Origin of the sequence: Serratia sp. CY31944, assembly GCF_052169175.1 — a bacterium.
Taxonomy (GTDB): domain Bacteria; phylum Pseudomonadota; class Gammaproteobacteria; order Enterobacterales; family Enterobacteriaceae; genus Serratia; species Serratia sarumanii.
Genome location: NZ_JBJNLG010000033.1, coordinates 1 through 25813 on the forward strand (window position 1 = coordinate 1; position 25813 = coordinate 25813).

Genomic DNA, 25813 nt, shown 5'->3' on the forward strand with positions numbered 1-25813 from the left:
GATTGTCTGATAAATTGTTAAAGAGCAGTGAGTTAGGCGCTTTCGCTTGCTAACTCGAGGTGGCGTATATTACGCTTTCCTCTTTCAGAGTCAACCCTAATTTTCAGGATTTTTTCTCTTTCTTCCCGGCCGCTGTGTGAAGTGAATCACTTGCGCCGTGTCGATGGAGGCGCATTATAGGGATCCGAGTTTTTTGCACAACCCCTTTTTTGATCTTTTCTTTCTGTTTGCACACTTTTCAGCCCTTCCGTGTGGATCTTGTGCGATCAGGGCCATTTTCAGCAGGATCCGGCGCTGCCGTTGGTTGTAATTCCATCGCCAGGGTCTAGTATTGCCGGTAAATATGATCCCGACGTGAGGCAGCACTATGTCCGATGCAGTACGTTCTTATCTTCAATACACCCCCAAACTCGGTCAGCGTGTCTTGATCGATCCTTCCAGCGTCGTGATCGGCGACGTCGATCTGGCGGATGACGTCAGTATCTGGCCGCTGGTCGCTATCCGCGGTGACGTCAATGCGGTAAAGATCGGCGCGCGCAGCAATATTCAAGACGGCAGCGTACTGCATGTGACTCACCGTTCCGAACACAACCCCGACGGTTATCCCCTGCTGATTGGGGAAGACGTGACCGTGGGTCATAAAGCCATGCTGCACGGCTGCGTCATCGGCAACCGGGTGCTGGTCGGTATGGGCTCGATCCTGTTGGACGGTGTAGTAGTAGAAGACGACGTAATGATTGGCGCCGGCAGTTTGGTGGCGCCGGGCAAACGGCTGGCCAGCGGCTATCTCTATATGGGGAGCCCGGCACGCCAGGTTCGGCCGTTGACCGCCGCCGAGTTGGAAGGATTGCTTTATTCTTCTAACAACTATGTGCGTTGGAAAGATGAATATCTGTCGGAAGACATCTGACGGCCACCCCGTTCCCTATATAGAGAACGGGGTGGGAATTATGCCGCCAGTTCGCTGCGCAGCTGGCGCAATACCGGCTCGATCTCTGGCATCACTCCGTGCCAAAGCAGGAAAGCATGCGCCGCCTGCCCCACCAGCATGCCCAGCCCATCGGCATATTCCGTTGCCCCTTGCTGCTGCGCCCAGGCCAGGAACGGCGTGACGCCCTGCTGATAGAACATGTCATAGCAACGGGTTTGCGCGTTCACCACGTCTGAGGGCAAGGCCGGGATCTCCCCGCTGATGCCGGACGCCGTCGCGTTGATCACCAGATCGAACGCTTGCTGATTCAGTTGATCCATCGGCGCCGCCGAGATCTCTCCCAGATGCCGGAAAGCGTCGGCCAACTCCTCGGCGCGGCTGAAGGTGCGGTTGGTGATCGTGAGCCGGCAGCCGAAAGACAGCAGCGGCAGAATCACGCCGCGCGCCGCGCCGCCGGCCCCCACCAGCAAGATGCGATCCTGCGGTCGGATCAATTGCTGACGCTGCAGATCGGTCAGCAAACCGATGCCGTCGGTGTTGTCCCCCAGCAGACCGCCATTCGGCAATACCTTCAGGGTATTGACCGCGCCGGCCATCGCTGCGCGCTCGCTCAGCTTGGAGGCGGCCTCATAAGCGCGCTCTTTGAAAGGCACCGTGACGTTCGCCCCCAGCCCTCCGGCGTGGATAAACGCCTGCAGGCTGGTTTCAAAACCGTCCAACGGCGCCAACACCGCTCCATAAGGATGCTCAATGCCAGTCTGGGCAGCGAACAGCGCATGAATTCGCGGCGACTTGCTGTGACCAATAGGGTTGCCAAATACCGCAAACTTCTCCATGCCCATTACCTCTAGCCCTGACGGATCTGTTCGCCGGTCAGAGCATCTCTGATTTCGGAAGGGTTAAGACGGCCACCCACCTCGCCGGCCAATACCGGGAAAGCCTCGCCGAATTGCCGCGCGACTTCATCCGCACTGCGGCACGGCTCCTGCCCACTGAGATTGGCACTGGTCGATACCAGTGGCTTGCCGTACTGCCGACACAGCCGCTGCACCAACGGGTGATCGCTAACGCGCACCGCCAGCGAGCTGAAACGCCCGGTCAGCAAACGCGGCGTCTCCGGCCGGGCAGGCAACACCCAGGTTACCGGCCCAGGCCAGCTGGCGAACATCGTCACGCGCTGCTGTTCGCTGAGCGCGCTGTCGTCGATATAGGGCTTAAGCTGCGTATAGTCGGCGGCGATCAGAATCAGCCCCTTTTCCCACGGCCGCTGTTTCAATGCCAGCAAAGCATTGACCGCCTGTTCGCTGTCGGGATCGCACCCCAGGCCGAATACTGCTTCGGTGGGATAGGCAATCACCTGCTGTTGATGCAAAGCATCGATGATAGATAAAAGGTTCGGGCTTAATTCTGAGTTCATGATGTGATTATTCTGTAGTCGCCACGGGTTTTCCGCACAGCTTGCTGGCACAGCACAGGACGGGGCCTTTTGCCGTACGTTTTTCCATCAGCAGCGGGTAATGGCAATAGGCGCATTCACCGGCGACGGGTTTAACATTGAGGGCGAATTGGCATCCCGGATAACGATCGCAGGAATGAAAAACCTTGCCGTAGCGCGATTTACGCTGCAACAGCTTGCCCTGACCGCACTGCGGACAGGTAATGGCGGTTTCATCAGGCTTATCGATCACTTCAGTGTGATCGCACTGCGGATAATCGCTGCAACCGATAAACATGCCATAGCGCCCCTGGCGCAGCACCAACGTCGCCTGACACTTCGGGCACTGCTGCCCATCCAGCACCTTGACGACATGCCCGTCGGCCTGCGCTTTCAGCGGCCGAATATATTGGCATTCAGGGTACTGGGAACAGCCGAGGAAGGGGCCGTGGCGACCGCTACGGATCACCAGCTCGGCCCCGCATTCCGGACAGGGTTCATTTTGCCTGGCGGCAAAAATCGCGTTTTTTGTCATAACGTCTTCTATGCGCGTTATCGGCTCAATGCAGATAACCTTCGTTCACTTCAAACAACAGTTCTTCCATTTGCTGATAGGCGCTTTCATATCCGGGAATATTAAACAGCACCATCAACACGACCCATTTCAGATCTTCGAGATCGAATTCCGCATTATCCAAAGCCATAACGCGGTCGATAACCATTTCACGGGTTTCGAGGTTCAATACCTGAATCTGTTCCAGGAACAGGAGAAAACCACGGCAGCCGGCGTCCAAACGCGCGCTTTCCTCTTCGGTGTAGATCCGCATTGCCAGCGGATCGGCATCCATAAAGTAAGGCGCATTTTGACCTTCTTGCAGGTCAGCCAGCTTCTCAAGCCAATTCAACGCGTTGTAGATATCATCCCGATGAAACCCCGCTTGGGCGAGATCATCGGTCAGTTGATCCTGATCGACGCGCATCTCTGGTTCATTGTGGATATAAGTTTCAAACAAGTACATGAGTACGTCGAACATGGCTTGCCCTCCTTATTCGGACATAGCCGCCGGGTACAGCTGCGATCCACCCTGCTAACTCCAGTTCGAGTAACTTGATTACCACCACTGGCACAGGTTGGCCGGCACGTTCAGCGACGACGTCAACAGGTGTCACCTCATCTCCTACGTTAGCCAACACATCAGCAAATGGCAATTCAACTTCAGCCTGCGACGCACAAATAGTTGTATTTTCGTTCAGTGGCAGCCATTGAAGGCCGCTTCCCAGCAATTCTGCGATATCTTTCGGCCCGGTAACCAGATGCGCGCCCTGCTGAATTAGCCAGTGCGTGCCTTCGCTCATCGGGTTCCCTAACGGCCCCGGCAAGGCGAATACCTCACGCCCCTGCTCCAGCGCATAGCGGGCCGTCACCAGGGTACCGCTGCGCAACGAGGCTTCTATGACCAGAACGCCCTGGCTCAGTCCGCTGATAATGCGGTTGCGGCGCGGAAAATGGTCGGCCAGAGGCAAATCGGTGACCAAATGATCCGAAATCACCGCGCCGCCCTGCTCGACAATCTGCTCCGCGAGCCTGCGGTGCCGGCGTGGGTAAACATTGGCCAACCCGCTGCCCAATACCGCTACCGTGCAACCGCCGGCCGCCAGCGCTGCGCGATGGCAAATGCCGTCGATGCCGATCGCCAAACCGCTGGTGATGGTGAAACCGCAACGCGCCAATTCCGCGGCGAAATAATTGGCCCAACGCTCGCCGTAGTGGCTGAACTGCCGGCTGCCAACCATGGCGAGCTGCGGGCGCAGCAACGCTTGAGGATCGCCCTCGCTCAGCAAAAACAGCGGCGCATCGTCGATCTGGGCCAGGCGTTCCGGATAGCCGGCCGCCCCATAGTTCAGCATACGGTGCGCCGGCAGTTCCAGCCAACGCAAGCTAGTCGCCAGATAAGCGGGATCCGCTTGGTTGAACTGCGCCCGCTGCCGCTCGTTCAATCCCAGTTCACGCAACGCGCTGCGAGGCTCGCGCCCCATTTGCGATAGCTGCCGCACGATCCGGCTGGCCACGACGGTCTGCAGCCCCGTTACCCCTCGCATCCGTAAAGCGATCTCTTCCGGCCGCATCGTCTGTTCCCTCAGCAAAAACGGTGGTATTACCAATCTGAGCAATTGGTGCGCAATGCTGTCAATCAGGCCGGGAAATGTCTAGAATAGAGGTTAAACCTCGTTCATTACTCGGATACAGATCTAAAGATATATGTCAGTCTTGCAGGTATTACATTTCCCAGACGAGCGTCTGCGCAAAGTCGCAGCGCCGGTAAAAGAAGTCAATGCAGATATCCAGCGCATCGTGGATGATATGTTTGAAACCATGTACGCAGAGGAAGGCATTGGCCTGGCTGCGACTCAGGTGGATATCCATCAGCGCATTATCGTGATCGACGTCTCCGAGAATCGCGATCAGCGCCTGGTGCTGATCAACCCCGAGCTGCTGGAAAAGAGCGGCGAAACCGGCATCGAGGAAGGCTGTCTTTCCATTCCCGAGCAGCGTGCGTTGGTACCACGTGCCGCGCAGGTGAAGATCCGCGCGCTGGATCGCGAAGGCAAACCTTTCGAACTGGAAGCGGACGATCTGCTGGCGATCTGCATCCAGCACGAGATGGATCACCTGATGGGTAAACTGTTCGTCGATTACCTGTCGCCGCTCAAGCGTCAGCGCATTCGTCAGAAACTGGAAAAAATGGCCAAGCTTCAAGCCCGCGCCTAACCGATCAGGAAATCAACGTGTCTGACTCTTTACGGATTATTTTCGCCGGAACACCAGACTTCGCAGCGCGTCATCTTGACGCGCTGTTGTCATCTGAGCACCAGATTGTCGGCGTTTTTACCCAGCCCGACCGCCCGGCAGGCCGCGGCAACAAGCTGACGCCTAGCCCGGTAAAAGTGCTGGCTGAGCAACACCAACTGCCGGTATTTCAGCCCAAATCGCTGCGCCCCGAAGAGAACCAGCGCCTGGTGGCCGATCTTAACGCCGACGTGATGGTGGTGGTTGCCTACGGGCTGATCCTGCCGCAGGCGGTGCTGGATATGCCGCGTCTCGGTTGCATCAACGTACATGGCTCGCTGCTGCCTCGCTGGCGCGGTGCGGCGCCGATCCAGCGCTCGCTCTGGGCCGGCGACAGCGAAACCGGCGTGACCATCATGCAGATGGACGTCGGTCTCGATACCGGCGACATGATGCACAAGATTGCCTGCCCGATTGAGAACAGCGATACCAGCGCCAGTCTCTACGACAAGCTGGCGCAGCTCGGCCCGCAGGGCATGCTGACGACGCTGCGCCAAATGGCCGACGGCAGCGCCACCCGCGAAGTGCAGGACGACGCGCTGGTCACCTACGCCGAGAAGCTGAGCAAAGAAGAAGCTCGCCTGGACTGGACACTTTCCGCCGAACAACTGGAGCGCTGCATCCGCGCCTTCAACCCTTGGCCGATCAGCTACTTCACTATCGACGAGCAACCGGTGAAAGTCTGGCAAGCCAGCGTACTGGCGCAAAGCGCCAATGCGGAGCCGGGCACCGTTGTCCATGCCGACAAGCACGGCATTCAGGTGGCGACCGCCGACGGCATCCTCAATCTGATCCAACTGCAGCCCGCCGGCAAGAAACCGATGTCGGCGCAGGACCTGTTAAATTCACGCCGTGAATGGTTTACCCCGGGTAACCGGCTGTAAGTCACCCCACTGCCCGGCCGTTCATCGCCGGGCCGTTATTTTCTTAATGCCGATCGTTATCAGCTTCAGCCTATGAAAAATAATTACAATCTCCGCAGCATCGCTGCCAAAGCCATCGGCCAGGTGCTGGATCAAGGGCAGTCGCTCAGCACTGTCCTGCCGGCGCTGCAAACCACCATCAGCGATAAGGACCGCGGGTTGCTGCAGGAACTGTGCTTCGGCACGTTGCGCGTGCTGCCGCAGCTCGAATGGTGCATTCAACAATTGATGGCCAAGCCGCTGACCGGCAAACAGCGTACGCTGCACTATCTGCTGATGGTCGGCCTGTATCAGCTGCTGTATACCCGTATCCCGCCGCACGCCGTATTGGCCGAAACCGTGGAAGGCGCGGTGGCGCTGAAACGCCCACAGTTGAAAGGCCTGATTAACGGCGTCTTGCGGCAATTCCAGCGCCAGCAGGAAGAGCTGCTGCAGCGCGCCGCCAACAATGACAGCCGCTATCTGCACCCGAGCTGGTTGCTGAAACGCATTCAACAGGCTTATCCCGCCAACTGGGAACAGATCGTCGACGCCAATAACCAGAAGCCACCGATGTGGCTGCGCGTCAACCGCCTGCATCACACCCGCGAAGCTTATCTGCAGTTGCTGACCGACGCAGGCATCGCCGCGGAGCCTCATTCAGACTATGCCGACGCGGTGCGTTTGCTGGCGCCTTGCGCCGTGACCGATCTGCCTGGGTTCGCCGACGGCTGGGTCACCGTGCAAGATGCCTCAGCCCAGGGCTGTGTCGATCTATTGGATCCGCAAGACGGTGAACAGATCCTCGATTTGTGCGCCGCGCCTGGCGGCAAAACCACGCATATTCTGGAAGCGGCGCCGAAAGCGCACGCCATGGCGGTCGATATCGACGAACAGCGCCTGGCGCGGGTGAAGGAAAACCTGCAGCGCCTGCGTTTGCACGCAGAGGTTAAGCTGGGCGATGGCCGCACCCCGCAGCAATGGTGCGGTGACAAGCTGTTCGACCGGATCCTGCTGGACGCGCCTTGTTCCGCCACCGGCGTGATCCGCCGTCACCCCGACATCAAATGGCTGCGCCGCGATCGCGACATCGCCGAACTCGCCGCGCTGCAGGCCGACATCCTGGAAGCCGTCTGGCCCCATCTGAAATCGGGCGGCGTGATGGTTTACGCTACCTGCTCTATCCTGCCAGATGAAAACAGCAGCCAGATCGCCGCGTTCTTGCAGCGCCACGCCGATGCCAAGCTGGTTGAAACCGGCGATGCGCAGCGGCCGGGGCGGCAGAATATCCCGCATCCCGAGGACGGCGATGGCTTCTTTTACGCTAAGCTGATTAAAATGTAATGCTTCGGGGCGTGCGTGCGCGCCCTAAGTCTTTCAGTGTGAAGCAGAGAACACGATGAAAATAATTATTCTTGGTGCCGGTCAGGTTGGCGGGACGCTGGCGGAAAACCTGGTGGGTGAAAACAACGATATCACCGTCGTCGATACCGATTCCGGCCGGCTGCGTCAGCTGCAGGATAAATTCGATCTGCGGGTGGTTCAGGGGCACGGCTCTCACCCTCGGGTGCTGCGCGAAGCCGGCGCAGAAGACGCCGACATGCTGGTCGCCGTCACCAACTCCGACGAAACCAACATGGTTGCCTGCCAGATCGCCTATTCTCTGTTCAATACCCCCAACCGCATCGCCCGTATCCGCGCGCCGGAATATATCCGCGAGTCGGAGAAACTGTTCCTGCCGGAAGCGGTGCCGATCGACCATCTGATTTCACCGGAGCAGCTGGTCATCGACTATATCTACAAGCTGATTGAATACCCGGGCGCGCTGCAGGTGGTCAACTTCGCCGAAGGCAAGGTCAGCATCGCTGCGGTTAAAGCCTATTACGGCGGCCCGCTGGTCGGCAATGCGCTCTCTTCGATGCGCGAACACATGCCGCATATCGACACCCGCGTCGCCGCTATTTTCCGCCAGGACAGACCAATACGTCCGCAAGGCTCGACCATTATCGAAGCCGGTGATGAAGTCTTCTTCGTCGCCGCATCACAGCACATCCGCGCGGTGATGAGCGAACTGCAGCGGCTGGAAAAACCCTATAAGCGCATCATGATCGTCGGCGGCGGCAACGTCGGCGCCGGCCTGGCCGCCAAGCTGGAAAAAGACTACAACGTCAAACTGATCGAGCGGAACCAGCAACGCGCCGCCGAACTGGCCGAGCAGCTGCACGATACCATCGTGTTCTACGGCGATGCCTCCGACCAGGAGCTGCTGGCCGAAGAGCACGTCGAACAGGTGGATGTCTTCATCGCCATCACCAACGACGATGAGGCCAACATCATGTCCGCCATGCTGGCCAAGCGCATGGGCGCCAAGAAGGTAATGGTCTTGATCCAGCGCCGCGCCTATGTCGATCTGGTGCAGGGCAGCGTGATCGATATCGCCATTTCACCGCAGCAGGCGACCATCTCCGCCCTGTTGGGGCACGTGCGCAAAGCGGATATCGTCAGCGTCTCGTCGCTGCGCCGCGGCGTGGCGGAAGCGATCGAAGCGATTGCCCACGGCGATGAAAGCACGTCCAAAGTGGTCGGCCGCATCGTCGAAGACATCAAGCTGCCACCGGGTACCACCATCGGCGCGATCGTACGTGGTGACGATGTGATCATCGCCAACGGCAATAGCAAAATCGAACAGGGCGATCACGTCATCATGTTTATTACCGACAAGAAATTCGTGCCGGACGTTGAACGCCTGTTCCAACCGAGCCCGTTCTTCTTGTAGAACAAATTTATTAGGCGATGGTCTATAATCGCGTAGTTGTTCTCTGCCTTGGGAGGAGATAAAACTTCTCTCCTTTTGTGGCAAAGGGAAATTGCTTTGTTAAACTTGAGTTATTAATTCTGCAAGGGGTGCGTTCTATGAGTATGTTGAAAGAGTTTCGCGAATTTGCCATGCGTGGCAACGTGGTCGATCTGGCCGTCGGTGTGATTATCGGTGCCGCATTCGGCAAGATTGTTTCGTCCTTCGTGGCCGATATCATCATGCCACCACTGGGGTTACTGATCGGCGGCGTCGACTTTAAACAATTCCATCTGGTATTACGTGAAGCTCAGGGCGCCGTACCGGCGGTGGTAATGAACTACGGTTCATTCATTCAAACCGTATTCGACTTCGTGATTGTCGCCTTCGCCATCTTCCTGGCAATTAAATTGATGAACAAAATGCGCCGCAAGCAGGAAGAAGCGCCGGCAGCGCCGCCAGCACCTACCGCAGAGGAGAAACTGCTGACGGAAATCCGTGACCTGCTGAGCCAGCAACAGCAGCCAAAACTGTAAAACAGCGTTTGGTTATGCCAATAAAAAGCCACCTGACGAAGGTGGCTTTTTTAATGCCTTAAAACCAGAAGGCCAGTGGTAAATTATCGCTTGATAGTTTACCACTGGCCTCCCAGTTACCGCCTTTGCTGTGTTTTTCTTTACGCCGATAGCTGCCTTTGCCTTTCACATTCTTTTCTACTCGTTGACGGAATAGCGGATCATGCAGCAGCGCCTCAATGGCGTTATCTTGAATCTGACCTTTAGTGTGACGATATTTCGTCATGATAATGCTCCTGTAAAAGGTGTGGTGATAAAACGGGGCGATAATACTGCCGGCGGTATAAAAATTAAAGTGCCGTCAGCAACCTTTTTTGCCTTTTTCATCGCTGGCGCCCTGTTCCAAGGCTTCCAGAATAGAACAATAATTGCTGGTATGGGCAGTACCGCAGCAGGCATCACTCAGCCGCTTCAGCGATTCGCGCATGCGAGTCAACTCCGCCAACTTGCTTTCCACTTCGCTCAGGCGCGCATCGACGATCGACTTCGACTCCTGGCAGGTATGATGTTCAGGATCGACGCGGATCGACAGCAGCTCAGCGATCGTTTCCAGAGTAAATCCCAGCTGCTTGGCATAGCGAATAAAGCGCAGCCGCTGCAGATCCTGCTCGGTGTAGAGCCGATAACCACCTTCGGTGCGGACATTGTGATCCATCATGCCCTGCTTTTCATAGTAACGCACGGTATCCGGCGTCACTTCGGCAAGCTTGGCCAACTGACCTATCTTGAACATTACTTCTCCTCCCGGGTGAATTTGCCGTCCAATGCACGCTGATATTCACCATGCAAGAAATCCGTACTCATCCCAGCCTGACGCAACCGGTGCTCCAGCAGCGCCATGCGTTTGCTGAGTTCGACATAGTCCTGATGCTCACTGTTAATCCCTTGCAGCAAACGAGCAACGGTCAACGCCTCTTTGCGATCTTCCAGCTCCGGCGGCAGGTAACCGGCATTTTTCAGCAAACGGTAACCGGCGCGCAGTTCAGCCGGCACCGCGCTGTCATCTTCCAGCGCCAACGGTTGGCCCTGGCCGGGCAGATTGTCAAACTCGCCTTTATCCTGGGCATCAAGGATATGACGTTCCGCCCATTGATCGAGCAGCCCCATGAAAGACAGCCTCGGTTAGCCTAATGATTAAACCTTAGCATAGCGGATAGGGGCGGGGATCTTAAGCGCAGCGGGGGAATTACGCACATTTGGCTGGGTTTGGACGTAAAAAAACCGGGCAAGCCCGGTTTTTTTACGCGTCTACAGATTACTCTGCAGTTGCTACTTCTGCTTGAGACTCAGCACGATCAACCAGCTCGATGTATGCCATCGGCGCGTTGTCGCCTGCGCGGAAGCCACACTTCAGAATGCGAGTGTAACCACCGGCACGGCTCGCGAAACGCGGGCCCAGCTCGTTAAACAGTTTTGCCACGATCTCGTTATCACGAGTACGGGCGAATGCCAGACGACGATTAGCTACGCTGTCGGTCTTGGCAAGAGTAATCAGCGGCTCAACAACGCGACGCAGCTCTTTTGCTTTTGGCAGGGTCGTCTTGATGATCTCATGACGAACCAAAGAGCCGGCCATGTTACGGAACATAGCCTGGCGATGGCTGCTGTTACGGTTCAGTTGACGACCACTCTTACGATGGCGCATGACCTTATCCTTCTCAGTAAAACCTTAACCTGTGATCCGGTTACTCGTCAGCAATGCTTGCCGGCGGCCAGTTTTCCAGGCGCATGCCCAGAGACAGACCACGTGAGGCCAGCACGTCTTTAATCTCGGTAAGAGATTTTTTACCCAGGTTTGGCGTTTTCAGCAACTCAACCTCGGTACGCTGTACCAGATCACCGATGTAGTGGATAGCTTCTGCCTTGAGGCAGTTAGCAGAGCGGACAGTCAATTCCAGATCGTCAACAGGGCGCAGCAAGATCGGATCGAATTCCGGTTTCTCTTCTTTAACTTCCGGCTGACGTACATCACGCAGGTCAACGAAAGCTTCAAGTTGTTCAGCCAGAATGGTGGCCGCACGGCGGATCGCCTCTTCAGGATCGATCGTGCCATTGGTCTCCATCTCGATGACCAGCTTATCCAAGTCAGTACGCTGTTCTACACGCGCAGCTTCAACATTGTAGGCGATACGCTCTACAGGGCTGTAGCAGGCGTCAACCAACAGACGACCGATTGGGCGCTCATCTTCTTCCGAATGAATTCGGGCAGAAGCCGGCACATAACCGCGACCGCGCTGAACTTTGATACGCATGCTGATAGCCGCGTTCTCATCAGTCAGGTGGCAGATCACGTGCTGAGGCTTGACGATTTCGACATCACCATCATGGGTGATGTCGGCAGCGGTCACAGGGCCAATGCCAGATTTATTCAGGGTAAGAATAACTTCGTCTTTGCCTTGAACTCTCACCGCCAGCCCTTTCAGGTTGAGCAGGATCTCCAGGATATCTTCCTGTACGCCTTCTTTGGTGCTGTACTCATGCAGTACACCATCAATCTCAACCTCGGTCACCGCGCAACCCGGCATAGATGAAAGCAGAATACGGCGCAGTGCGTTGCCAAGAGTATGGCCAAAGCCACGCTCTAAAGGCTCAAGGGTCACCTTGGCGTGCGTCGAACTGACTTGCTCGATATCTACCAGGCGCGGTTTTAGAAACTCTGTCACAGAACCCTGCATTGTGTCCTCTCTTTGGTACTAAGCTTTACTTGGAGTAAAGCTCGACGATCAGGTGTTCGTTAATGTCCGCAGACAGATCGGTACGTTCAGGCATACGCTTGAACACGCCTTCCATCTTAGCAGCATCAACTTCCAGCCAAGTCGGCTTTTCACGCTGCTCAGCCAGCTCCAGAGAAGCTTTAACACGAGACTGCTTTTTAGCTTTCTCGCGGATGCTGACTACGTCATTCGGAGATACCTGATAAGAAGCGATGTTAACAACGCGACCGTTTACCATAACTGCTTTGTGGCTAACCAGCTGACGTGACTCTGCACGAGTAGCGCCGAAGCCCATACGGTAAACAACGTTGTCCAGACGACCTTCCAGCAGCTGCAACAGGTTTTCACCGGTGTTGCCCTTCAGGCGGGTTGCTTCTTTGTAATAGTTACGGAATTGACGCTCCAGAATGCCGTACATACGGCGAACTTTCTGCTTCTCACGCAACTGAACACCGTAATCAGACAGACGCGGTTTACGCGCACCGTGCTGACCAGGTGCTTGTTCAATTTTACACTTGGAATCGATCGCGCGAACGCCAGACTTAAGGAACAGGTCTGTGCCCTCACGACGGCTCAGCTTGAGCTTAGGACCCAAATATCTTGCCATTTTCTTTCTCCAACAATCCTAAAAGCTGCGTTACACGCGGCGCTTTTTCGGCGGACGACAACCGTTATGAGGGATCGGAGTCACATCAGTAATGTTAGTGATGCGGAAACCAGCCGCGTTCAGAGCGCGGATAGTAGACTCACGACCAGGACCAGGTCCTTTAACCATAACTTCCAGGTTCTTGATACCGTATTCTTTTACTGCGTCAGCACAACGTTCTGCTGCAACCTGTGCTGCGAACGGAGTGGACTTACGAGAACCACGGAAACCGGAACCACCGGCTGTTGCCCAACCCAAAGCATTACCCTGACGATCAGTGATGGTAACGATGGTGTTGTTGAAAGAAGCATGGATATGAGCCACGCCGTCAGAGACTTGCTTTCTTACACGCTTACGTGTACGAACAGGTGCCTTTGCCATTATTCAATAACCCCGATTATTTCTTGATCGGCTTGCGCGGACCCTTACGGGTACGAGCGTTGGTCTTGGTGCGCTGACCGCGTACCGGCAGACCACGACGATGACGCAAACCACGATAGCAACCAAGGTCCATAAGACGCTTGATGCTCAGGGTAATTTCACGACGCAAATCACCCTCAACGGTGTATTTGGCAACTGCATCACGAAGCTTTTCGATTTGCTCTTCAGACAGCTCACTGATCTTAACATTTTCAGCAATACCCGTGGATGCACAGATAGCCTGTGAACGGGTTTTACCGATACCGAAGATCGACGTTAAGGCGATAACGGTATGTTTATGATCAGGAATGTTAATGCCTGCTATACGGGCCACTATGCACTCCTACTATTTTATACAGCAACACCATTCTGAAAAGCCCGTTTTCAGGATACTCAAATAGTGTTGCAGTGCGACATACAAAAGATTGGCTGGCTAATCTAGCCAGCTCAACCCAACTTTGCAAGAAAAATATGCGAGATAATCAGCCTTGACGCTGTTTATGCTTCGGCTCGGCGCTGCAAATCACACGAACGACACCGTTACGCTTAACGATTTTGCAGTTACGACATAATTTCTTGACGGAAGCACGAACTTTCATTTTTACTCTCCGTAACTTCTCAAACGAATCTGACTAGCGGTTATAGCCTTTCAGATTTGCTTTCTTCAATGCAGACTCGTACTGACTTGACATCATCAGAGTTTGCACTTGAGCCATAAAGTCCATGATGACGACAACCACGATCAGTAGCGAGGTACCACCAAAGTAGAATGGTACTTTCATTGCATCACGCATGAACTCCGGGATCAGGCAGATGAAAGTAATGTACATCGCGCCCACCAGGGTTAAACGCGTCATTACTTTATCGATATACTTCGCCGTTTGCTCTCCCGGACGAATTCCTGGTACGAAGGCACCGGACTTCTTCAGGTTATCTGCTGTCTCACGCGGGTTGAAGACCAACGCCGTGTAGAAGAAACAGAAGAAGATGATTGCAGACGCATAGAGTAACACATAAAGCGGTTGCCCTGGCTGCAAATACAGCGAAATCGTAGTCAGCCAGTTCCAACCGGTACCGCCCCCAAACCATGATGCAATCGTGGCCGGGAACAGAATAATGCTGGAAGCGAAAATCGCCGGGATAACACCCGCCATGTTCACTTTCAACGGTAAATGTGTGCTCTGTGCTGCATAAACACGACGACCTTGTTGACGCTTCGCATAGTTAACGACGATACGACGTTGACCACGCTCGATGAAAACAACGAAGAAGGTTACTGCAAACACCAATACTGCAACCAACAGCAGCAGGAGGAAGTGCAGGTCGCCTTGCCGCGCTTGCTCGATAGTATGGGCCACTGCCGGCGGGAGCCCCGCTACAATACCCGCGAAGATAATGATCGAGATACCGTTGCCGATACCGCGTTCAGTAATCTGCTCACCCAGCCACATCAGGAACATTGTCCCGGTTACCAGGCTCACAACCGCAGTAAAGTAGAATGCAAAGCCTGGATTTAACACCAGGCCCTGCATACCAGGCATATTCGGCAGACCGGTAGCAATACCGATCGACTGGAATATGGCCAATACCAGCGTACCGTAACGGGTGTACTGGCTAATCTTGCGACGGCCAGCCTCCCCTTCTTTCTTGATTTCCGCCAACGCTGGATGAACCACCGTCAGCAGCTGGATAATGATCGACGCCGAGATATACGGCATGATCCCCAGAGCAAAGATAGAAGCACGGCTGAGGGCACCACCAGAGAACATATTAAACATTTCAATGATAGTGCCTCTCTGCTGCTCAAGCAATTTGGCAAGCACAGTGGCATCGATACCAGGAATCGGAATGAAAGAGCCGATGCGGAAGACAATCAGCGCGCCGATGACAAACAAAAGTCTGCGCTTCAGCTCGCCGAGCCCGCCTTTAGCACTTTGAAAATCTAATCCTGGTTGCTTAGCCATCTGCTACTTATTCCTCAATTTTACCGCCAGCAGCCTCGATAGCAGCACGAGCGCCTTTGGTGACACGCAGACCACGCAGGGTTACCGGACGAGCGACTTCGCCAGAAAGTACAACTTTCGCGAATTCGATCTGGACACCAACTACGTTAGCGGCTTTCAGCGCGTTCAGGTCGATAACATCGCCTTCAACCAGAGCCAGTTCAGACAGACGAACTTCTGCCGTGATCATCGCTTTGCGTGAAGTGAAGCCGAATTTCGGCAGACGACGGTACAGAGGCATCTGACCACCTTCGAAACCACGACGTACGCCACCGCCAGAACGAGACTTCTGACCTTTGTGACCACGGCCGCCGGTTTTACCCAGGCCAGAACCAATACCACGACCTACACGCTTAGGCGCATGCTTGGCACCTTCAGCCGGAGACAGAGTATTTAAACGCATCTGTTACTCCTCAACTTTAACCATGTAGGAAACCAGGTTGACCATACCGCGAACAGCAGGAGTATCCTCGCGCTCTACGGTGTGACCAATACGACGCAGACCCAGACCGAGCAGAGTAGCTTTATGCTTCGGCAGACGGCCAATTGAGCTGCGAGTTTGTGTAACTTTAATAGTCTTAGCCATGGTCAATTACCCCAGAATGTCGGCAACGGATTTACCACGCTTAGCAGCGACCATTTCAGGAGACTTCATATTCGCCAGAGCGTCGATAGTTGCACGAACCACGTTGATCGGGTTGGTGGAACCATAAGCTTTAGCCAATACGTTGTGCACCCCAGCAACTTCGAGAACGGCGCGCATTGCACCGCCCGCGATGATACCGGTACCTTCATGAGCAGGCTGCATGAACACGCGAGAACCCGTGTGAGCGCCCTTAACAGGGTGCTGCAGGGTGCCGCTGTTCAGCGCGACGTTCATCATGTTGCGACGGGCTTTTTCCATCGCTTTCTGGATCGCTGCTGGAACTTCGCGTGCTTTGCCGTAGCCAAAACCAACGCGACCGTTACCATCACCAACTACAGTCAGTGCGGTAAAGCTGAAAATACGGCCACCTTTTACGGTTTTAGATACGCGGTTTACCGCGATCAGCTTTTCCTGCAGTTCGCCAGCTTGTTTTTCGATGTGAGCCATCTTAAACCTCTTCCTTAGAACTGAAGGCCAGCTTCACGGGCAGCATCTGCCAGTGCCTGGACTCGACCATGATATTGGAAACCGGAACGGTCAAAGGATACTTTCGCAATCCCTTTTTCCAACGCGCGCTCAGCCAGAGCTTTACCTACGGCTGCTGCTGCGTCTTTGTTACCGGAATACTTCAGTTGCTCCGCGATAGCTTTTTCTAAAGTAGAAGCGGCTACCAGTACTTCAGAACCGTTTGGAGCAATCACCTGTGCGTAAATGTGACGCGGGGTACGATGTACCACCAGGCGGGTTGCACCCAGCTCTTGGAGCTTGCGGCGTGCGCGGGTCGCACGACGGATACGAGCAGATTTCTTATCCATAGTGTTACCTTACTTCTTCTTAGCCTCTTTGGTACGCACGACTTCGTCGGCGTAACGAACACCTTTGCCTTTGTAAGGCTCAGGACGACGGTAAGCACGCAGATCTGCTGCTACCTGGCCAATTACCTGCTTATCAGCGCCTTTCAGCACGATTTCAGTTTGGCTTGGGCATTCAGCAGTGATACCTGCCGGCAGCTGGTGATCGATAGGGTGAGAGAAGCCCAGGGCCAAATTCACCACGTTGCCTTTAACGGCAGCACGATAACCAACACCTACCAGTTGAAGCTTTTTGGTGAAGCCTTCGGTAACACCAACAACCATTGCGTTCAGCAGAGCGCGCGTGGTACCCGCTTGAGCCCATGCGTTAGCAAAACCTTCGCGCGGAGCGAAAGTCAGTGCGTTAGCTTCTTGCTTCACTTCAACGGCGTCGTGGATAGTACGAGTCAACTCGCCGTTTTTACCCTTAATCGAAATAACCTGACCGTTGAGTTTTACCTCTACGCCGGCAGGAATGACGACGGGTGCTTTTGCAACACGAGACATTCTTTCCTCCCGAATTAAGCTACGTAGCAGATAATCTCGCCACCAAGACCAGCCTGGCGAGCTGCACGATCGGTCATAACACCTTTAGAGGTAGAAACAACAGCGATACCCAAACCGGCCATAACTTTTGGCAGCTCATCTTTTTTCTTGTAGATGCGCAGACCTGGACGGCTGATACGTTGAATGCTTTCTACCACAGCTTTGCCCTGGAAGTACTTCAGTACCAGTTCCAGAACAGGCTTGGCGTCGCCTTCGATTTTGAAATCTTCAATAAAACCTTCTTCCTTCAGCACGTTGGCAATTGCCACTTTCAGCTTGGAGGAAGGCATGGTGACCGCAACTTTGTTCGCGGCTTGACCGTTACGGATACGGGTCAGCATATCCGCGATCGGATCTTGCATGCTCATCTGTCTTTACTCCCGTGATTCAATTGGTAATTACCAGCTAGCCTTTTTCAAGCCTGGTACTTCACCGCGCATAGCGGCTTCACGAAGCTTAATACGGCTCAACCCGAATTTGCCCACATAACCATGTGGACGGCCAGTTTGGCGGCAGCGTTTACGCTGACGAGACGGGCTGGAATCACGCGGCAGAGTTTGCAGCTTGAGAACGGCATTCCAACGATCTTCATCGGATGCGTTCACATCAGAGATAATAGCTTTCAGTTCAGCGCGTTTTGCAAAGAACTTGTCAGCTAATTTCACGCGCTTGACTTCGCGTGCTTTCATTGATTGCTTAGCCATCAGTAACCCTGCCTTACTTGCGGAACGGGAAGTTAAAAGCAGCCAGCAGCGCGCGGCCTTCATCATCAGATTTCGCAGTAGTGGTAATGGTAATATCCAAACCACGAACGCGATCGACTTTGTCGTAGTCGATTTCTGGGAAGATGATTTGCTCACGCACGCCCATGCTGTAGTTGCCACGGCCATCGAATGACTTGGCGGACAGGCCACGGAAGTCACGGATACGTGGAACAGCAATGGAGATCAGGCGCTCAAGGAACTCCCACATGCGTTCGCCACGCAGAGTTACTTTACAGCCGATCGGATAGCCCTGACGGATTTTGAAGCCTGCAACAGATTTGCGGGCTTTGGTGATCAACGGTTTTTGACCGGAGATAGCTGTCAGGTCCGCTGCGGCGTTATCCAGCAGTTTCTTGTCAGCAATCGCTTCACCAACACCCATGTTCAGGGTGATCTTCTCGACCCGAGGGACTTGCATGACAGAGTTGTAATCAAACTGAGACATCAGTTGTTTGACTACCTCGTCTTTGTAGTAATCATGCAGTTTCGCCATCGTATTACTCCAAATTACTTGATAGTTTCGCTGTTAGATTTGAAGAAACGGACTTTTTTGCCGTCTTCGAATCTAAAGCCTACACGGTCAGCCTTGCCGGTAGCCGCGTTGAAGATAGCAATGTTAGAAACCTGAATTGCAGCTTCTTTTTCAACAATGCCGCCTGGTTGGTTCAGAGCCGGAACCGGCTTCTGGTGTTTCTTAACCAGGTTGATGCCTTCAACAATGACCTTGCCAGCAGACAGGACATTTTTTACTTTACCGCGCTTACCTTTGTCTTTCCCGGTAATCACGATAACTTCGTCATCACGACGGATCTTCGCTGCCATGTTCGCTCCTTAGAGTACTTCTGGTGCCAGAGAGATAATTTTCATGAACTTCTCATTACGCAGTTCACGAGTTACCGGCCCAAAAATACGCGTACCGATTGGCTGCTCGCTGTTATTGTTCAAAATAACGCATGCATTGCCATCGAAGCGAATGACAGAACCGTCCGGGCGACGTACACCCTTCTTGGTGCGCACCACTACCGCCTTCAGAACATCGCCTTTCTTCACCTTACCGCGAGGAATTGCTTCCTTGATGGTAATTTTGATGATGTCGCCGACGCCTGCGTAGCGACGGTGCGAGCCACCTAGAACCTTGATACACATTACGCGACGTGCACCGGAGTTGTCGGCGACGTTCAGCATAGTCTGTTCTTGGATCATTTTAGTGCTCCGCTAATGTCAACTACTACTTTAAAGACCCAAGTAAAAATTAGGCCGTTGAAAAGCCCCATAACCGAGGGCGCAGCATTATAACACCGCTTACTTGGTATGGGTAGAAAAAATAAACGGCTCATTTTCTGAGCCGTTTATTAAGTGAGAGCCAGCTACTCTATTACAGAATCGCTTTCTCTACAACGCGAACCAGCGTCCAGGACTTGGTCTTGGACAGTGGGCGGCATTCGCGGATTTCCACCACGTCGCCGGTACCACATTCGTTGTTCTCGTCATGTACGTGCAGCTTGGTCGTACGTTTGATGAATTTCCCGTAGATCGGGTGCTTCACAGTACGTTCGATAGCAACAACGATGGATTTCTCCATTTTATCGCTAACAACACGACCCTGCAGGGTACGGATAACTTCAGTCATTTACACACCCGCCTTTTGAGTCAGTAAAGTCTTAACGCGTGCGACGTCACGACGCACTTGTTTCAACAGGTGAGTTTGTTGCAGCTGGCCACTGGCCGCCTGCATGCGCAAGTTGAATTGCTCACGCAGCAGGTTGAGCAGCTCGGCATTCAGCTCTTCAACGCTTTTTTCACGCAGCTCTTGTGCTTTCATTACATCACCGTCTTAGTTACAAAGGTGGTTTTGATCGGCAGTTTCGCTGCTGCCAGTTTGAATGCCTCGCGGGCAACCTCTTCTGGCACGCCGTCCATTTCGTACAGGACCTTACCAGGCTGGATCAGGGCAACCCAATACTCCACGTTACCCTTACCTTTACCCATACGCACTTCCAGCGGCTTCTCGGTGATCGGTTTGTCCGGGAATACACGGATCCAGATCTTGCCTTGACGCTTAACTGCACGAGTCATTGCACGACGAGCTGCTTCGATTTGACGAGCAGTCAGACGGCCACGGCCAACAGCTTTCAGACCGAAAGTGCCGAAGCTAACATCCGTACCTTGCGCCAGACCACGGTTGCGGCCCTTGTGCACCTTACGGAATTTTGTACGCTTTGGTTGTAACATCAGCGACTCTCCTTACTTGCGGCCTTTACGCTGCTGCTTTTTAGGTTGAGCAGCCGGTTCCGGTTGTTCAACTGCAGCCATACCACCCAGGATCTCACCTTTGAAGATCCATACCTTAACGCCGATTACACCATAAGTGGTGTGCGCTTCAGATGTGTTGTAGTCGATGTCCGCACGCAGAGTGTGCAATGGAACACGACCTTCGCGGTACCATTCGGTACGTGCGATTTCAGCGCCGCCAAGACGGCCGCTTACTTCAACTTTGATACCTTTAGCGCCAAGACGCATTGCGTTCTGTACTGCACGCTTCATAGCACGACGGAACATCACGCGACGTTCCAGCTGAGAAGTGATGCTGTCAGCAACCAATTTAGCGTCGAGTTCCGGTTTACGGACTTCGGCGATGTTGATCTGTGCAGGAACGCCAGCGATGTCCGCTACGACCTTGCGCAGTTTTTCGACGTCTTCACCTTTCTTGCCGATAACGATGCCTGGGCGAGCAGTGTGAATGGTCACACGGATGCTCTTCGCAGGACGCTCGATAACGATGCGAGAAACGGAAGCTTTCGACAGTTCCTTAGTCAGGAATTGACGAACTTTAAAGTCGCTGTCCAGGTTGTCAGCGAATTCTTTGGTATTCGCATACCAAGTAGAGTTCCAAGGTTTGACAATACCCAGGCGAATACCATTAGGATGTACTTTCTGACCCATTGCTAGTCTCCAGAGTCTCAGCGATCGGACACAACCACAGTAATGTGGCTGGTGCGCTTCAGGATGCGATCTGCACGACCTTTTGCACGCGGCATAATGCGCTTCATGCTTGGGCCTTCGTCTACGAAGATTTTCGTAACTTTCAGATCATCGATGTCAGCGCCATCGTTGTGTTCTGCGTTAGCAATGGCAGACTCCAGCACTTTCTTAACCAGACCAGCAGCTTTCTTGTTGGTGTAGGTCAGAGTTTCCAGAGCTTGCGACACTTTCTTACCGCGAATCAGGTCAGCAACAAGGCGAACCTTCTGAGCAGAAGAACGAGCGTGGCGATGTTTAGCGATAGTTTCCATCTCTTCCTCCTACCTTAGCGCTTTTTAGCTTTTTTATCAGCCGCATGGCCGCGATAAGTACGAGTCGGCGCGAATTCACCCAGTTTGTGACCGACCATTTCATCGGAAACGAACACTGGTACGTGCTGACGACCATTATGGACAGCGATGGTCAAACCGATCATGTTAGGAAAGATCGTTGAACGACGGGACCAAGTGCGCAAAGGCTTCTTGTCACCGCTTTCCACCGCTTTCTCTACCTTCTTCAGCAAGTGCAGGTCAATAAAAGGACCTTTCTTGAGAGAACGTGGCATGGCTTATCCTCTAATTATTTTTTGCTACGGCGACGTACGATGAACTTATCAGTACGCTTGTTGCTACGGGTCTTCTTACCTTTGGTCTGAACGCCCCACGGAGTTACCGGGTGCTTACCAAAGTTACGACCTTCACCACCACCGTGCGGGTGATCTACCGGGTTCATCGCCGTACCGCGAACGGTAGGACGAACACCACGCCAACGTGCAGCACCTGCTTTACCCAGAACGCGAAGCATGTGTTCAGCGTTACCAACTTCACCCAGGGTGGCGCGGCAATCAGCTGGAACTTTACGCATTTCGCCGGAGCGCAGACGCAGAGTTACGTAGGAACCATCACGAGCAACGATCTGAACGTAGGCACCAGCGGAGCGAGCCATCTGGCCGCCTTTACCTGGTTTCATTTCTACGTTGTGAACCGTTGAACCAACTGGAATGTTGCGCATCGGCAGGGTGTTACCCGCTTTGATTGCAGCATCAACGCCAGATTGAATCTGGTCACCAGCTTTCAGGCCTTTTGGCGCCAGGATGTAACGGCGTTCGCCGTCTTTGTACAGAACCAGCGCGATGTTCGCGGAACGGTTCGGATCGTACTCCAGACGCTCAACCACAGCAGGGATACCGTCTTTGTTGCGCTTGAAGTCAACCAGACGATAATGTTGCTTGTGGCCACCACCGATATGACGGGTGGTGATACGGCCATTGTTGTTACGACCACCGCTTTTGCTCAGTTTTTCCAGCAGCGGGGCATAAGGTTTACCCTTGTGCAGCTCAGGGTTAACCACTTTAACAACGTGGCGACGACCCGGAGATGTAGGTTTACATTTAACAATTGCCATTGTTCTTACTCCTCCGACTTACTCTGCGCCGCCGATGAAGTCCAGATTCTGGCCTTCTTTCAGGGTGACGTAAGCTTTTTTCCAGTCGCTACGACGACCAACACGCTGACCGTGACGCTTCACTTTCCCTTTAACTACCAGGGTGTTCACGTCTTCGACTTCGACTTCAAACAGTTTCTGCACTGCAGCTTTGATTTCTGCTTTGGTCGCGTCTTTGGCAACTTTGAGAACGATGGTGTTGCTTTTTTCCATCGCAGCGGATGCTTTTTCAGATACGTGCGGTGCACGCAGCACTTTCAGCAAACGTTCTTCACGGATCATGCCAGCATCTCCTCAACTTGCTTCACAGCATCAGCAGTCATAACCACTTTGTCGAAGGCGATCAGGCTAACCGGATCGATACCTGCTACATCGCGCACGTCAACCTTGTACAGGTTGCGAGCTGCCAGGAACAGATTCTCATCCAGTTCACCGGTCACGATCAGCACGTCTTCCAGAGCCATATCTTTCAGTTTCTGTGCCAGCAGCTTAGTTTTAGGCGCTTCTACAGAGAACTTCTCGACAACGATCAGACGATCTTGACGTACCAGTTCGGACAGGATGCTTTTCAGCGCGCCGCGGTACATCTTTTTGTTTACTTTCTGACTGTGGTCCTGTGGCTTAGCAGCAAAGGTCACGCCGCCTGAACGCCAGATCGGGCTCTTTACAGAACCTGAACGCGCACGGCCGGTGCCTTTCTGACGCCATGGCTTTTTGCCGGAACCAGTTACTTCAGCACGGGTCTTCTGAGCACGGGTACCTTGACGGGCACCTGCTGCATAAGCAACAACAACCTGGTGTACCAGCGCTTCGTTGAAATCACGACCGAAGGTAGTTTCGGAAACAGTCAGCGCGCTTTGCGCGTCTTTCAATACTAATTCCATTGCTATCCCCTTACGCCTTCACAGCTGGTTTAACGATCAGGTTGCCACCGGTTGCGCCCGGTACAGCACCCTTAACCAGCAGCAGGTTGCGCTCAGCGTCAACACGTACTACGTCCAGGCTCTGAACGGTTACGCGCTCATCACCCAGGTGGCCAGCCATTTTCTTGCCTTTGAACACTTTGCCCGGAGTCTGGTTCTGACCGATAGAACCCGGAACGCGGTGAGACAAGGAGTTACCGTGGGTAGCGTCTTGGGTACGGAAGTTCCAGCGCTTAACAGTGCCAGCAAAACCTTTACCTTTAGAAGTACCGGTAACATCGACTTTTTTAACGTCAGCGAAGATTTCTACGCTAATTTCCTGACCTGCAGCGAATTCTTGACCTTCTTCCAGGCGGAATTCCCACAGACCACGGCCAGCTTCAACGCCAGCTTTAGCGAAATGGCCCGCTTCCGGCTTGGTTACACGGTTAGCTTTTTTGCTACCGGTGGTAACCTGAACGGCACGGTAACCGTCGGTGTCCAGGCTTTTAACCTGAGTCACGCGGTTCGCTTCAATTTCAATTACGGTTACTGGGATAGAAACGCCATCTTCAGTGAAGATACGGGTCATACCCACTTTTTTACCGACTAAACCAATCATTGTTTCAACCTCTCAATCGCTCAATGACCTGATTAACCCAGGCTGATCTGCACGTCTACACCGGCAGCCAGATCCAGACGCATCAGAGCATCAACGGTTTTCTCGGTTGGCTCAACGATGTCAACCAGACGCTTGTGAGTACGAATCTCGTACTGATCGCGCGCGTCTTTGTTGACGTGCGGAGAAATCAGAACGGTAAAGCGCTCTTTGCGAGTTGGCAGCGGGATCGGACCACGGACTTGCGCACCAGTGCGCTTTGCAGTCTCGACGATTTCCGCGGTTGATTGATCGATCAGACGATGATCAAACGCTTTCAGGCGGATACGGATTCTTTGGTTCTGCATGAGACCAGAGCTCCAATTATTTATAAACGTAAATAATTACTCCTCACACCCATTTCGATTGATGGGGGAGTGTAATCGTCAACATATAACCCCCATATCGGGAGTATTGTTCGAGAGGCAAAAAAGGCCTGCCAATCGACTGATTCGCTAAAATCAGGCTTACCAAGATTAGGTAAGCCCGCGCATTATACGCAAAATGGCCGAGGAAGCAAGCCGCAGTTGGAAATATGCTCAGGAAATCGTCATTTTTGCGCGTTCAGATGCAGCCGCGAGATGAAGGCGGCAAACAGGGTATGAATTATGCTTGGTAGGGACGCTCCCCTGCCCCACCGTAAAAACGGTTGCCGGCAGGAGAAACGATGACGAACAGAAGGCAGGTTTACTCTTTGCGCTCTAGAACCTGAGCCTGGGCATAGTTTTGAATACCGAGGCGAGCGATCAGATCCAGCTCGGTTTCCAGCCAGTCGATATGCTCTTCTTCATCGGCCAGGATGTCGATCATTAAATCGCGGCTGACGTAATCGTGGATCGAGTCGGCATAGGCGATACCTTCGCGCAGGTTTTTGGCACCCGCCAGCTCCAGCGCCAAATCGGAACGCAGCATCTCTTCAATGTCTTCGCCGATGTTCAGCTTGCCGAGATCTTGCAGGTTCGGGATCCCTTCCAGGAACAGGATACGCTCGATGTAGCGATCGGCATGTTTCATTTCGTCGATCGACTCGTGGTACTCCTTGTCGTTGAGGCGCATTAACCCCCAATTCTTGAACATGCGGGCGTGCAGGAAATATTGATTGATGGCAACCAGCTCGTTACCGAGCAGCTTGTTGAGGTGAGCAATGATCTTTTTATCGCCTTTCATAGGTAATTCCTCCTGGCCAGTTCTAAAAGTGTAGAACCTGTAAGCCAAGAGTCAAAAATAACCTTACCCTTTGTTAGGCAACTTCATGCATTGGGATGATAGTTCCGCGTTCCTCCACCATAATCTGTCTTGCCTGACGAATGCACTTTCCACAATCGGTACCAATCGGCACAAGTTCACGCAGCTGCTTCATGGTATGGGGATTGTGCTGACGCACCGCATTACGGATCGCTTTGTCAGTCACCGCATTACACAGACATACATACATAGAGAGACTCACTTCTTAACCAATGCACTGAGTCTAAATGGGAATGGTTTTTATTTCAATTAAGATTTAAACAAATTGCATAAAAAAAGGGCACCGAAGTGCCCTTTTTTGTGTCGAAAAAATTATTCGCGATTAAGCGATAACTTTAGCAACAACGCCCGCGCCAACGGTACGGCCGCCTTCACGGATTGCGAAACGCAGACCGTCGTCCATCGCGATTGGGTGAATCAGGGTTACAACCATGTTCACGTTGTCGCCTGGCATTACCATCTCTACGCC

44 protein-coding genes and 1 pseudogene are annotated in these 25813 nt (G+C 53.6%); 6 read left to right on the forward strand and 39 right to left on the reverse strand.

Annotation, left to right across the window (positions count from 1 at the left end):
• Nucleotides 1-367: 367 nt before the first annotated feature.
• Nucleotides 368-910 (forward strand): gamma carbonic anhydrase family protein, encoded by a 543-nt coding sequence (locus ACJ8IN_RS23785; RefSeq protein WP_041036928.1) that lies wholly within the window; start codon nucleotides 368-370, stop codon nucleotides 908-910.
• Between the two features lie 38 nt (nucleotides 911-948).
• On the opposite strand, the gene aroE is transcribed toward ACJ8IN_RS23785, so the two are convergent.
• Genes aroE through dprA form a run of 5 tightly spaced genes read right to left on the reverse strand, consistent with a single transcriptional unit; the run spans nucleotide 949 to nucleotide 4493 of the window.
• Nucleotides 949-1767, reverse strand: a complete 819-nt coding sequence (gene aroE / locus ACJ8IN_RS23790) for a shikimate dehydrogenase (protein ID WP_060425274.1) — start codon at nucleotides 1765-1767, stop codon at nucleotides 949-951.
• Between the two features lie 11 nt (nucleotides 1768-1778).
• Nucleotides 1779-2348 carry an L-threonylcarbamoyladenylate synthase type 1 TsaC gene (tsaC, locus tag ACJ8IN_RS23795; protein ID WP_060425265.1) on the reverse strand — a complete coding sequence of 190 codons (570 nt, stop codon included), beginning with the start codon at nucleotides 2346-2348 and terminating at the stop codon, nucleotides 1779-1781.
• Between the two features lie 7 nt (nucleotides 2349-2355).
• Nucleotides 2356-2901: a DNA topoisomerase family protein gene (locus ACJ8IN_RS23800; RefSeq protein WP_060425267.1), complete on the reverse strand. Its 546-nt coding sequence runs from the start codon at nucleotides 2899-2901 to the stop codon at nucleotides 2356-2358.
• A 25-nt stretch (nucleotides 2902-2926) separates the two neighbouring features.
• Entirely contained in the window at nucleotides 2927-3400 is a 474-nt protein-coding gene (smg, locus tag ACJ8IN_RS23805) for a DUF494 family protein Smg (protein ID WP_033650013.1), read from the reverse strand.
• Entirely contained in the window at nucleotides 3372-4493 is a 1122-nt protein-coding gene (gene dprA, locus ACJ8IN_RS23810) for a DNA-protecting protein DprA (protein ID WP_308326078.1), read from the reverse strand. Before dprA ends, smg begins: the two co-directional genes overlap by 29 nt.
• Before the next feature lie 133 nt (nucleotides 4494-4626).
• Between dprA and def the strand changes: the two genes are divergently transcribed.
• From def to mscL, 5 genes are all read left to right on the forward strand, one after another.
• Nucleotides 4627-5136: a peptide deformylase gene (gene def / locus ACJ8IN_RS23815; protein WP_015379260.1), complete on the forward strand. Its 510-nt coding sequence runs from the start codon at nucleotides 4627-4629 to the stop codon at nucleotides 5134-5136.
• A 17-nt stretch (nucleotides 5137-5153) separates the two neighbouring features.
• On the forward strand, nucleotides 5154-6098 hold the full coding sequence (gene fmt / locus ACJ8IN_RS23820) for a methionyl-tRNA formyltransferase (RefSeq protein WP_041036932.1): 945 nt from the start codon (nucleotides 5154-5156) through the stop codon (nucleotides 6096-6098).
• Between the two features lie 72 nt (nucleotides 6099-6170).
• Complete coding sequence (rsmB, locus tag ACJ8IN_RS23825) at nucleotides 6171-7460, forward strand: 16S rRNA (cytosine(967)-C(5))-methyltransferase RsmB (protein WP_060425271.1); 1290 nt, start codon at nucleotides 6171-6173, stop codon at nucleotides 7458-7460.
• Nucleotides 7461-7515: 55 nt separating this feature from the next.
• Nucleotides 7516-8892, forward strand: a complete 1377-nt coding sequence (trkA, locus tag ACJ8IN_RS23830) for a Trk system potassium transporter TrkA (protein ID WP_033636248.1) — start codon at nucleotides 7516-7518, stop codon at nucleotides 8890-8892.
• Between the two features lie 137 nt (nucleotides 8893-9029).
• Entirely contained in the window at nucleotides 9030-9446 is a 417-nt protein-coding gene (gene mscL, locus ACJ8IN_RS23835) for a large-conductance mechanosensitive channel protein MscL (RefSeq protein WP_025304493.1), read from the forward strand.
• A 58-nt stretch (nucleotides 9447-9504) separates the two neighbouring features.
• Here mscL and ACJ8IN_RS23840 read toward each other — a convergent pair whose 3' ends face one another.
• From ACJ8IN_RS23840 to tuf, 34 genes and pseudogenes are all read right to left on the reverse strand, one after another.
• Entirely contained in the window at nucleotides 9505-9711 is a 207-nt protein-coding gene (locus tag ACJ8IN_RS23840; protein ID WP_041036936.1) for an alternative ribosome-rescue factor A, read from the reverse strand.
• Nucleotides 9712-9786: 75 nt separating this feature from the next.
• On the reverse strand, nucleotides 9787-10218 hold the full coding sequence (gene zntR / locus ACJ8IN_RS23845; protein WP_033636251.1) for a Zn(2+)-responsive transcriptional regulator: 432 nt from the start codon (nucleotides 10216-10218) through the stop codon (nucleotides 9787-9789).
• Nucleotides 10218-10592: a DUF1992 domain-containing protein gene (locus ACJ8IN_RS23850; protein WP_033636252.1), complete on the reverse strand. Its 375-nt coding sequence runs from the start codon at nucleotides 10590-10592 to the stop codon at nucleotides 10218-10220. Before ACJ8IN_RS23850 ends, zntR begins: the two co-directional genes overlap by 1 nt.
• Nucleotides 10593-10740: 148 nt before the next feature.
• Nucleotides 10741-11130 (reverse strand): 50S ribosomal protein L17, encoded by a 390-nt coding sequence (gene rplQ / locus ACJ8IN_RS23855; RefSeq protein ID WP_004929726.1) that lies wholly within the window; start codon nucleotides 11128-11130, stop codon nucleotides 10741-10743.
• Nucleotides 11131-11170: 40 nt separating this feature from the next.
• On the reverse strand, nucleotides 11171-12160 hold the full coding sequence (locus tag ACJ8IN_RS23860; RefSeq protein WP_002919219.1) for a DNA-directed RNA polymerase subunit alpha: 990 nt from the start codon (nucleotides 12158-12160) through the stop codon (nucleotides 11171-11173).
• A gap of 25 nt (nucleotides 12161-12185) precedes the next feature.
• Nucleotides 12186-12806 (reverse strand): 30S ribosomal protein S4, encoded by a 621-nt coding sequence (gene rpsD / locus ACJ8IN_RS23865; protein ID WP_004929729.1) that lies wholly within the window; start codon nucleotides 12804-12806, stop codon nucleotides 12186-12188.
• A gap of 30 nt (nucleotides 12807-12836) precedes the next feature.
• Nucleotides 12837-13226, reverse strand: a complete 390-nt coding sequence (gene rpsK, locus ACJ8IN_RS23870) for a 30S ribosomal protein S11 (protein ID WP_004929731.1) — start codon at nucleotides 13224-13226, stop codon at nucleotides 12837-12839.
• A gap of 16 nt (nucleotides 13227-13242) precedes the next feature.
• Nucleotides 13243-13599, reverse strand: a complete 357-nt coding sequence (gene rpsM / locus ACJ8IN_RS23875; RefSeq protein ID WP_004929734.1) for a 30S ribosomal protein S13 — start codon at nucleotides 13597-13599, stop codon at nucleotides 13243-13245.
• 148 nt (nucleotides 13600-13747) lie between these two features.
• The gene (gene rpmJ, locus ACJ8IN_RS23880; RefSeq protein ID WP_002227352.1) at nucleotides 13748-13864 is read right to left on the reverse strand and encodes a 50S ribosomal protein L36; all 117 of its coding nucleotides are present in this window, start codon (nucleotides 13862-13864) and stop codon (nucleotides 13748-13750) included.
• A gap of 33 nt (nucleotides 13865-13897) precedes the next feature.
• Nucleotides 13898-15229, reverse strand: a complete 1332-nt coding sequence (secY, locus tag ACJ8IN_RS23885; RefSeq protein ID WP_004929740.1) for a preprotein translocase subunit SecY — start codon at nucleotides 15227-15229, stop codon at nucleotides 13898-13900.
• A gap of 7 nt (nucleotides 15230-15236) precedes the next feature.
• Nucleotides 15237-15671, reverse strand: coding sequence for a 50S ribosomal protein L15 (gene rplO / locus ACJ8IN_RS23890; protein WP_004929742.1), 435 nt, complete (start codon nucleotides 15669-15671; stop codon nucleotides 15237-15239).
• 3 nt (nucleotides 15672-15674) lie between these two features.
• Nucleotides 15675-15854 (reverse strand): 50S ribosomal protein L30, encoded by a 180-nt coding sequence (gene rpmD, locus ACJ8IN_RS23895; protein ID WP_048232028.1) that lies wholly within the window; start codon nucleotides 15852-15854, stop codon nucleotides 15675-15677.
• A 6-nt stretch (nucleotides 15855-15860) separates the two neighbouring features.
• The gene (rpsE, locus tag ACJ8IN_RS23900) at nucleotides 15861-16361 is read right to left on the reverse strand and encodes a 30S ribosomal protein S5 (RefSeq protein ID WP_004929747.1); all 501 of its coding nucleotides are present in this window, start codon (nucleotides 16359-16361) and stop codon (nucleotides 15861-15863) included.
• A 14-nt stretch (nucleotides 16362-16375) separates the two neighbouring features.
• Nucleotides 16376-16729, reverse strand: coding sequence for a 50S ribosomal protein L18 (rplR, locus tag ACJ8IN_RS23905; RefSeq protein WP_004929748.1), 354 nt, complete (start codon nucleotides 16727-16729; stop codon nucleotides 16376-16378).
• A 9-nt stretch (nucleotides 16730-16738) separates the two neighbouring features.
• A complete protein-coding gene (gene rplF / locus ACJ8IN_RS23910) occupies nucleotides 16739-17272 on the reverse strand; it encodes a 50S ribosomal protein L6 (RefSeq protein WP_004929751.1) in 534 nt (177 codons plus the stop codon).
• A 14-nt stretch (nucleotides 17273-17286) separates the two neighbouring features.
• The gene (rpsH, locus tag ACJ8IN_RS23915) at nucleotides 17287-17679 is read right to left on the reverse strand and encodes a 30S ribosomal protein S8 (RefSeq protein ID WP_004929753.1); all 393 of its coding nucleotides are present in this window, start codon (nucleotides 17677-17679) and stop codon (nucleotides 17287-17289) included.
• A gap of 30 nt (nucleotides 17680-17709) precedes the next feature.
• The gene (gene rpsN, locus ACJ8IN_RS23920; protein WP_004929754.1) at nucleotides 17710-18015 is read right to left on the reverse strand and encodes a 30S ribosomal protein S14; all 306 of its coding nucleotides are present in this window, start codon (nucleotides 18013-18015) and stop codon (nucleotides 17710-17712) included.
• 13 nt (nucleotides 18016-18028) lie between these two features.
• On the reverse strand, nucleotides 18029-18568 hold the full coding sequence (gene rplE, locus ACJ8IN_RS23925) for a 50S ribosomal protein L5 (RefSeq protein ID WP_033636253.1): 540 nt from the start codon (nucleotides 18566-18568) through the stop codon (nucleotides 18029-18031).
• A 14-nt stretch (nucleotides 18569-18582) separates the two neighbouring features.
• On the reverse strand, nucleotides 18583-18897 hold the full coding sequence (rplX, locus tag ACJ8IN_RS23930) for a 50S ribosomal protein L24 (RefSeq protein WP_004929758.1): 315 nt from the start codon (nucleotides 18895-18897) through the stop codon (nucleotides 18583-18585).
• A 9-nt stretch (nucleotides 18898-18906) separates the two neighbouring features.
• The gene (rplN, locus tag ACJ8IN_RS23935) at nucleotides 18907-19278 is read right to left on the reverse strand and encodes a 50S ribosomal protein L14 (protein ID WP_000613954.1); all 372 of its coding nucleotides are present in this window, start codon (nucleotides 19276-19278) and stop codon (nucleotides 18907-18909) included.
• Between the two features lie 172 nt (nucleotides 19279-19450).
• Nucleotides 19451-19705, reverse strand: coding sequence for a 30S ribosomal protein S17 (rpsQ, locus tag ACJ8IN_RS23940; RefSeq protein ID WP_004929760.1), 255 nt, complete (start codon nucleotides 19703-19705; stop codon nucleotides 19451-19453).
• A complete protein-coding gene (gene rpmC, locus ACJ8IN_RS23945) occupies nucleotides 19706-19897 on the reverse strand; it encodes a 50S ribosomal protein L29 (RefSeq protein WP_004929762.1) in 192 nt (63 codons plus the stop codon).
• Nucleotides 19897-20307: a 50S ribosomal protein L16 gene (gene rplP, locus ACJ8IN_RS23950; RefSeq protein WP_004929764.1), complete on the reverse strand. Its 411-nt coding sequence runs from the start codon at nucleotides 20305-20307 to the stop codon at nucleotides 19897-19899. Before rplP ends, rpmC begins: the two co-directional genes overlap by 1 nt.
• Nucleotides 20308-20319: 12 nt before the next feature.
• The gene (gene rpsC, locus ACJ8IN_RS23955) at nucleotides 20320-21018 is read right to left on the reverse strand and encodes a 30S ribosomal protein S3 (RefSeq protein ID WP_004929766.1); all 699 of its coding nucleotides are present in this window, start codon (nucleotides 21016-21018) and stop codon (nucleotides 20320-20322) included.
• 17 nt (nucleotides 21019-21035) lie between these two features.
• Nucleotides 21036-21368, reverse strand: coding sequence for a 50S ribosomal protein L22 (rplV, locus tag ACJ8IN_RS23960; RefSeq protein WP_002223844.1), 333 nt, complete (start codon nucleotides 21366-21368; stop codon nucleotides 21036-21038).
• A 14-nt stretch (nucleotides 21369-21382) separates the two neighbouring features.
• Nucleotides 21383-21661: a 30S ribosomal protein S19 gene (gene rpsS / locus ACJ8IN_RS23965; RefSeq protein WP_004929772.1), complete on the reverse strand. Its 279-nt coding sequence runs from the start codon at nucleotides 21659-21661 to the stop codon at nucleotides 21383-21385.
• 14 nt (nucleotides 21662-21675) lie between these two features.
• Nucleotides 21676-22500 (reverse strand): 50S ribosomal protein L2, encoded by an 825-nt coding sequence (rplB, locus tag ACJ8IN_RS23970; protein WP_004929775.1) that lies wholly within the window; start codon nucleotides 22498-22500, stop codon nucleotides 21676-21678.
• Nucleotides 22501-22518: 18 nt separating this feature from the next.
• Entirely contained in the window at nucleotides 22519-22821 is a 303-nt protein-coding gene (gene rplW / locus ACJ8IN_RS23975; RefSeq protein ID WP_004951179.1) for a 50S ribosomal protein L23, read from the reverse strand.
• Nucleotides 22818-23423, reverse strand: a complete 606-nt coding sequence (rplD, locus tag ACJ8IN_RS23980; RefSeq protein ID WP_004929779.1) for a 50S ribosomal protein L4 — start codon at nucleotides 23421-23423, stop codon at nucleotides 22818-22820. The genes rplW and rplD overlap by 4 nt, the downstream gene beginning before the upstream one ends.
• 10 nt (nucleotides 23424-23433) lie before the next feature.
• On the reverse strand, nucleotides 23434-24063 hold the full coding sequence (gene rplC / locus ACJ8IN_RS23985; RefSeq protein ID WP_015379265.1) for a 50S ribosomal protein L3: 630 nt from the start codon (nucleotides 24061-24063) through the stop codon (nucleotides 23434-23436).
• Nucleotides 24064-24095: 32 nt separating this feature from the next.
• Nucleotides 24096-24407 carry a 30S ribosomal protein S10 gene (rpsJ, locus tag ACJ8IN_RS23990; protein ID WP_001181005.1) on the reverse strand — a complete coding sequence of 104 codons (312 nt, stop codon included), beginning with the start codon at nucleotides 24405-24407 and terminating at the stop codon, nucleotides 24096-24098.
• 379 nt (nucleotides 24408-24786) lie between these two features.
• Complete coding sequence (gene bfr / locus ACJ8IN_RS23995) at nucleotides 24787-25266, reverse strand: bacterioferritin (protein WP_033636255.1); 480 nt, start codon at nucleotides 25264-25266, stop codon at nucleotides 24787-24789.
• A 73-nt stretch (nucleotides 25267-25339) separates the two neighbouring features.
• The gene (gene bfd, locus ACJ8IN_RS24000; protein ID WP_015379266.1) at nucleotides 25340-25534 is read right to left on the reverse strand and encodes a bacterioferritin-associated ferredoxin; all 195 of its coding nucleotides are present in this window, start codon (nucleotides 25532-25534) and stop codon (nucleotides 25340-25342) included.
• 132 nt (nucleotides 25535-25666) lie between these two features.
• Nucleotides 25667-25813: pseudogene (tuf, locus tag ACJ8IN_RS24005) on the reverse strand (elongation factor Tu); the annotation flags it as partial.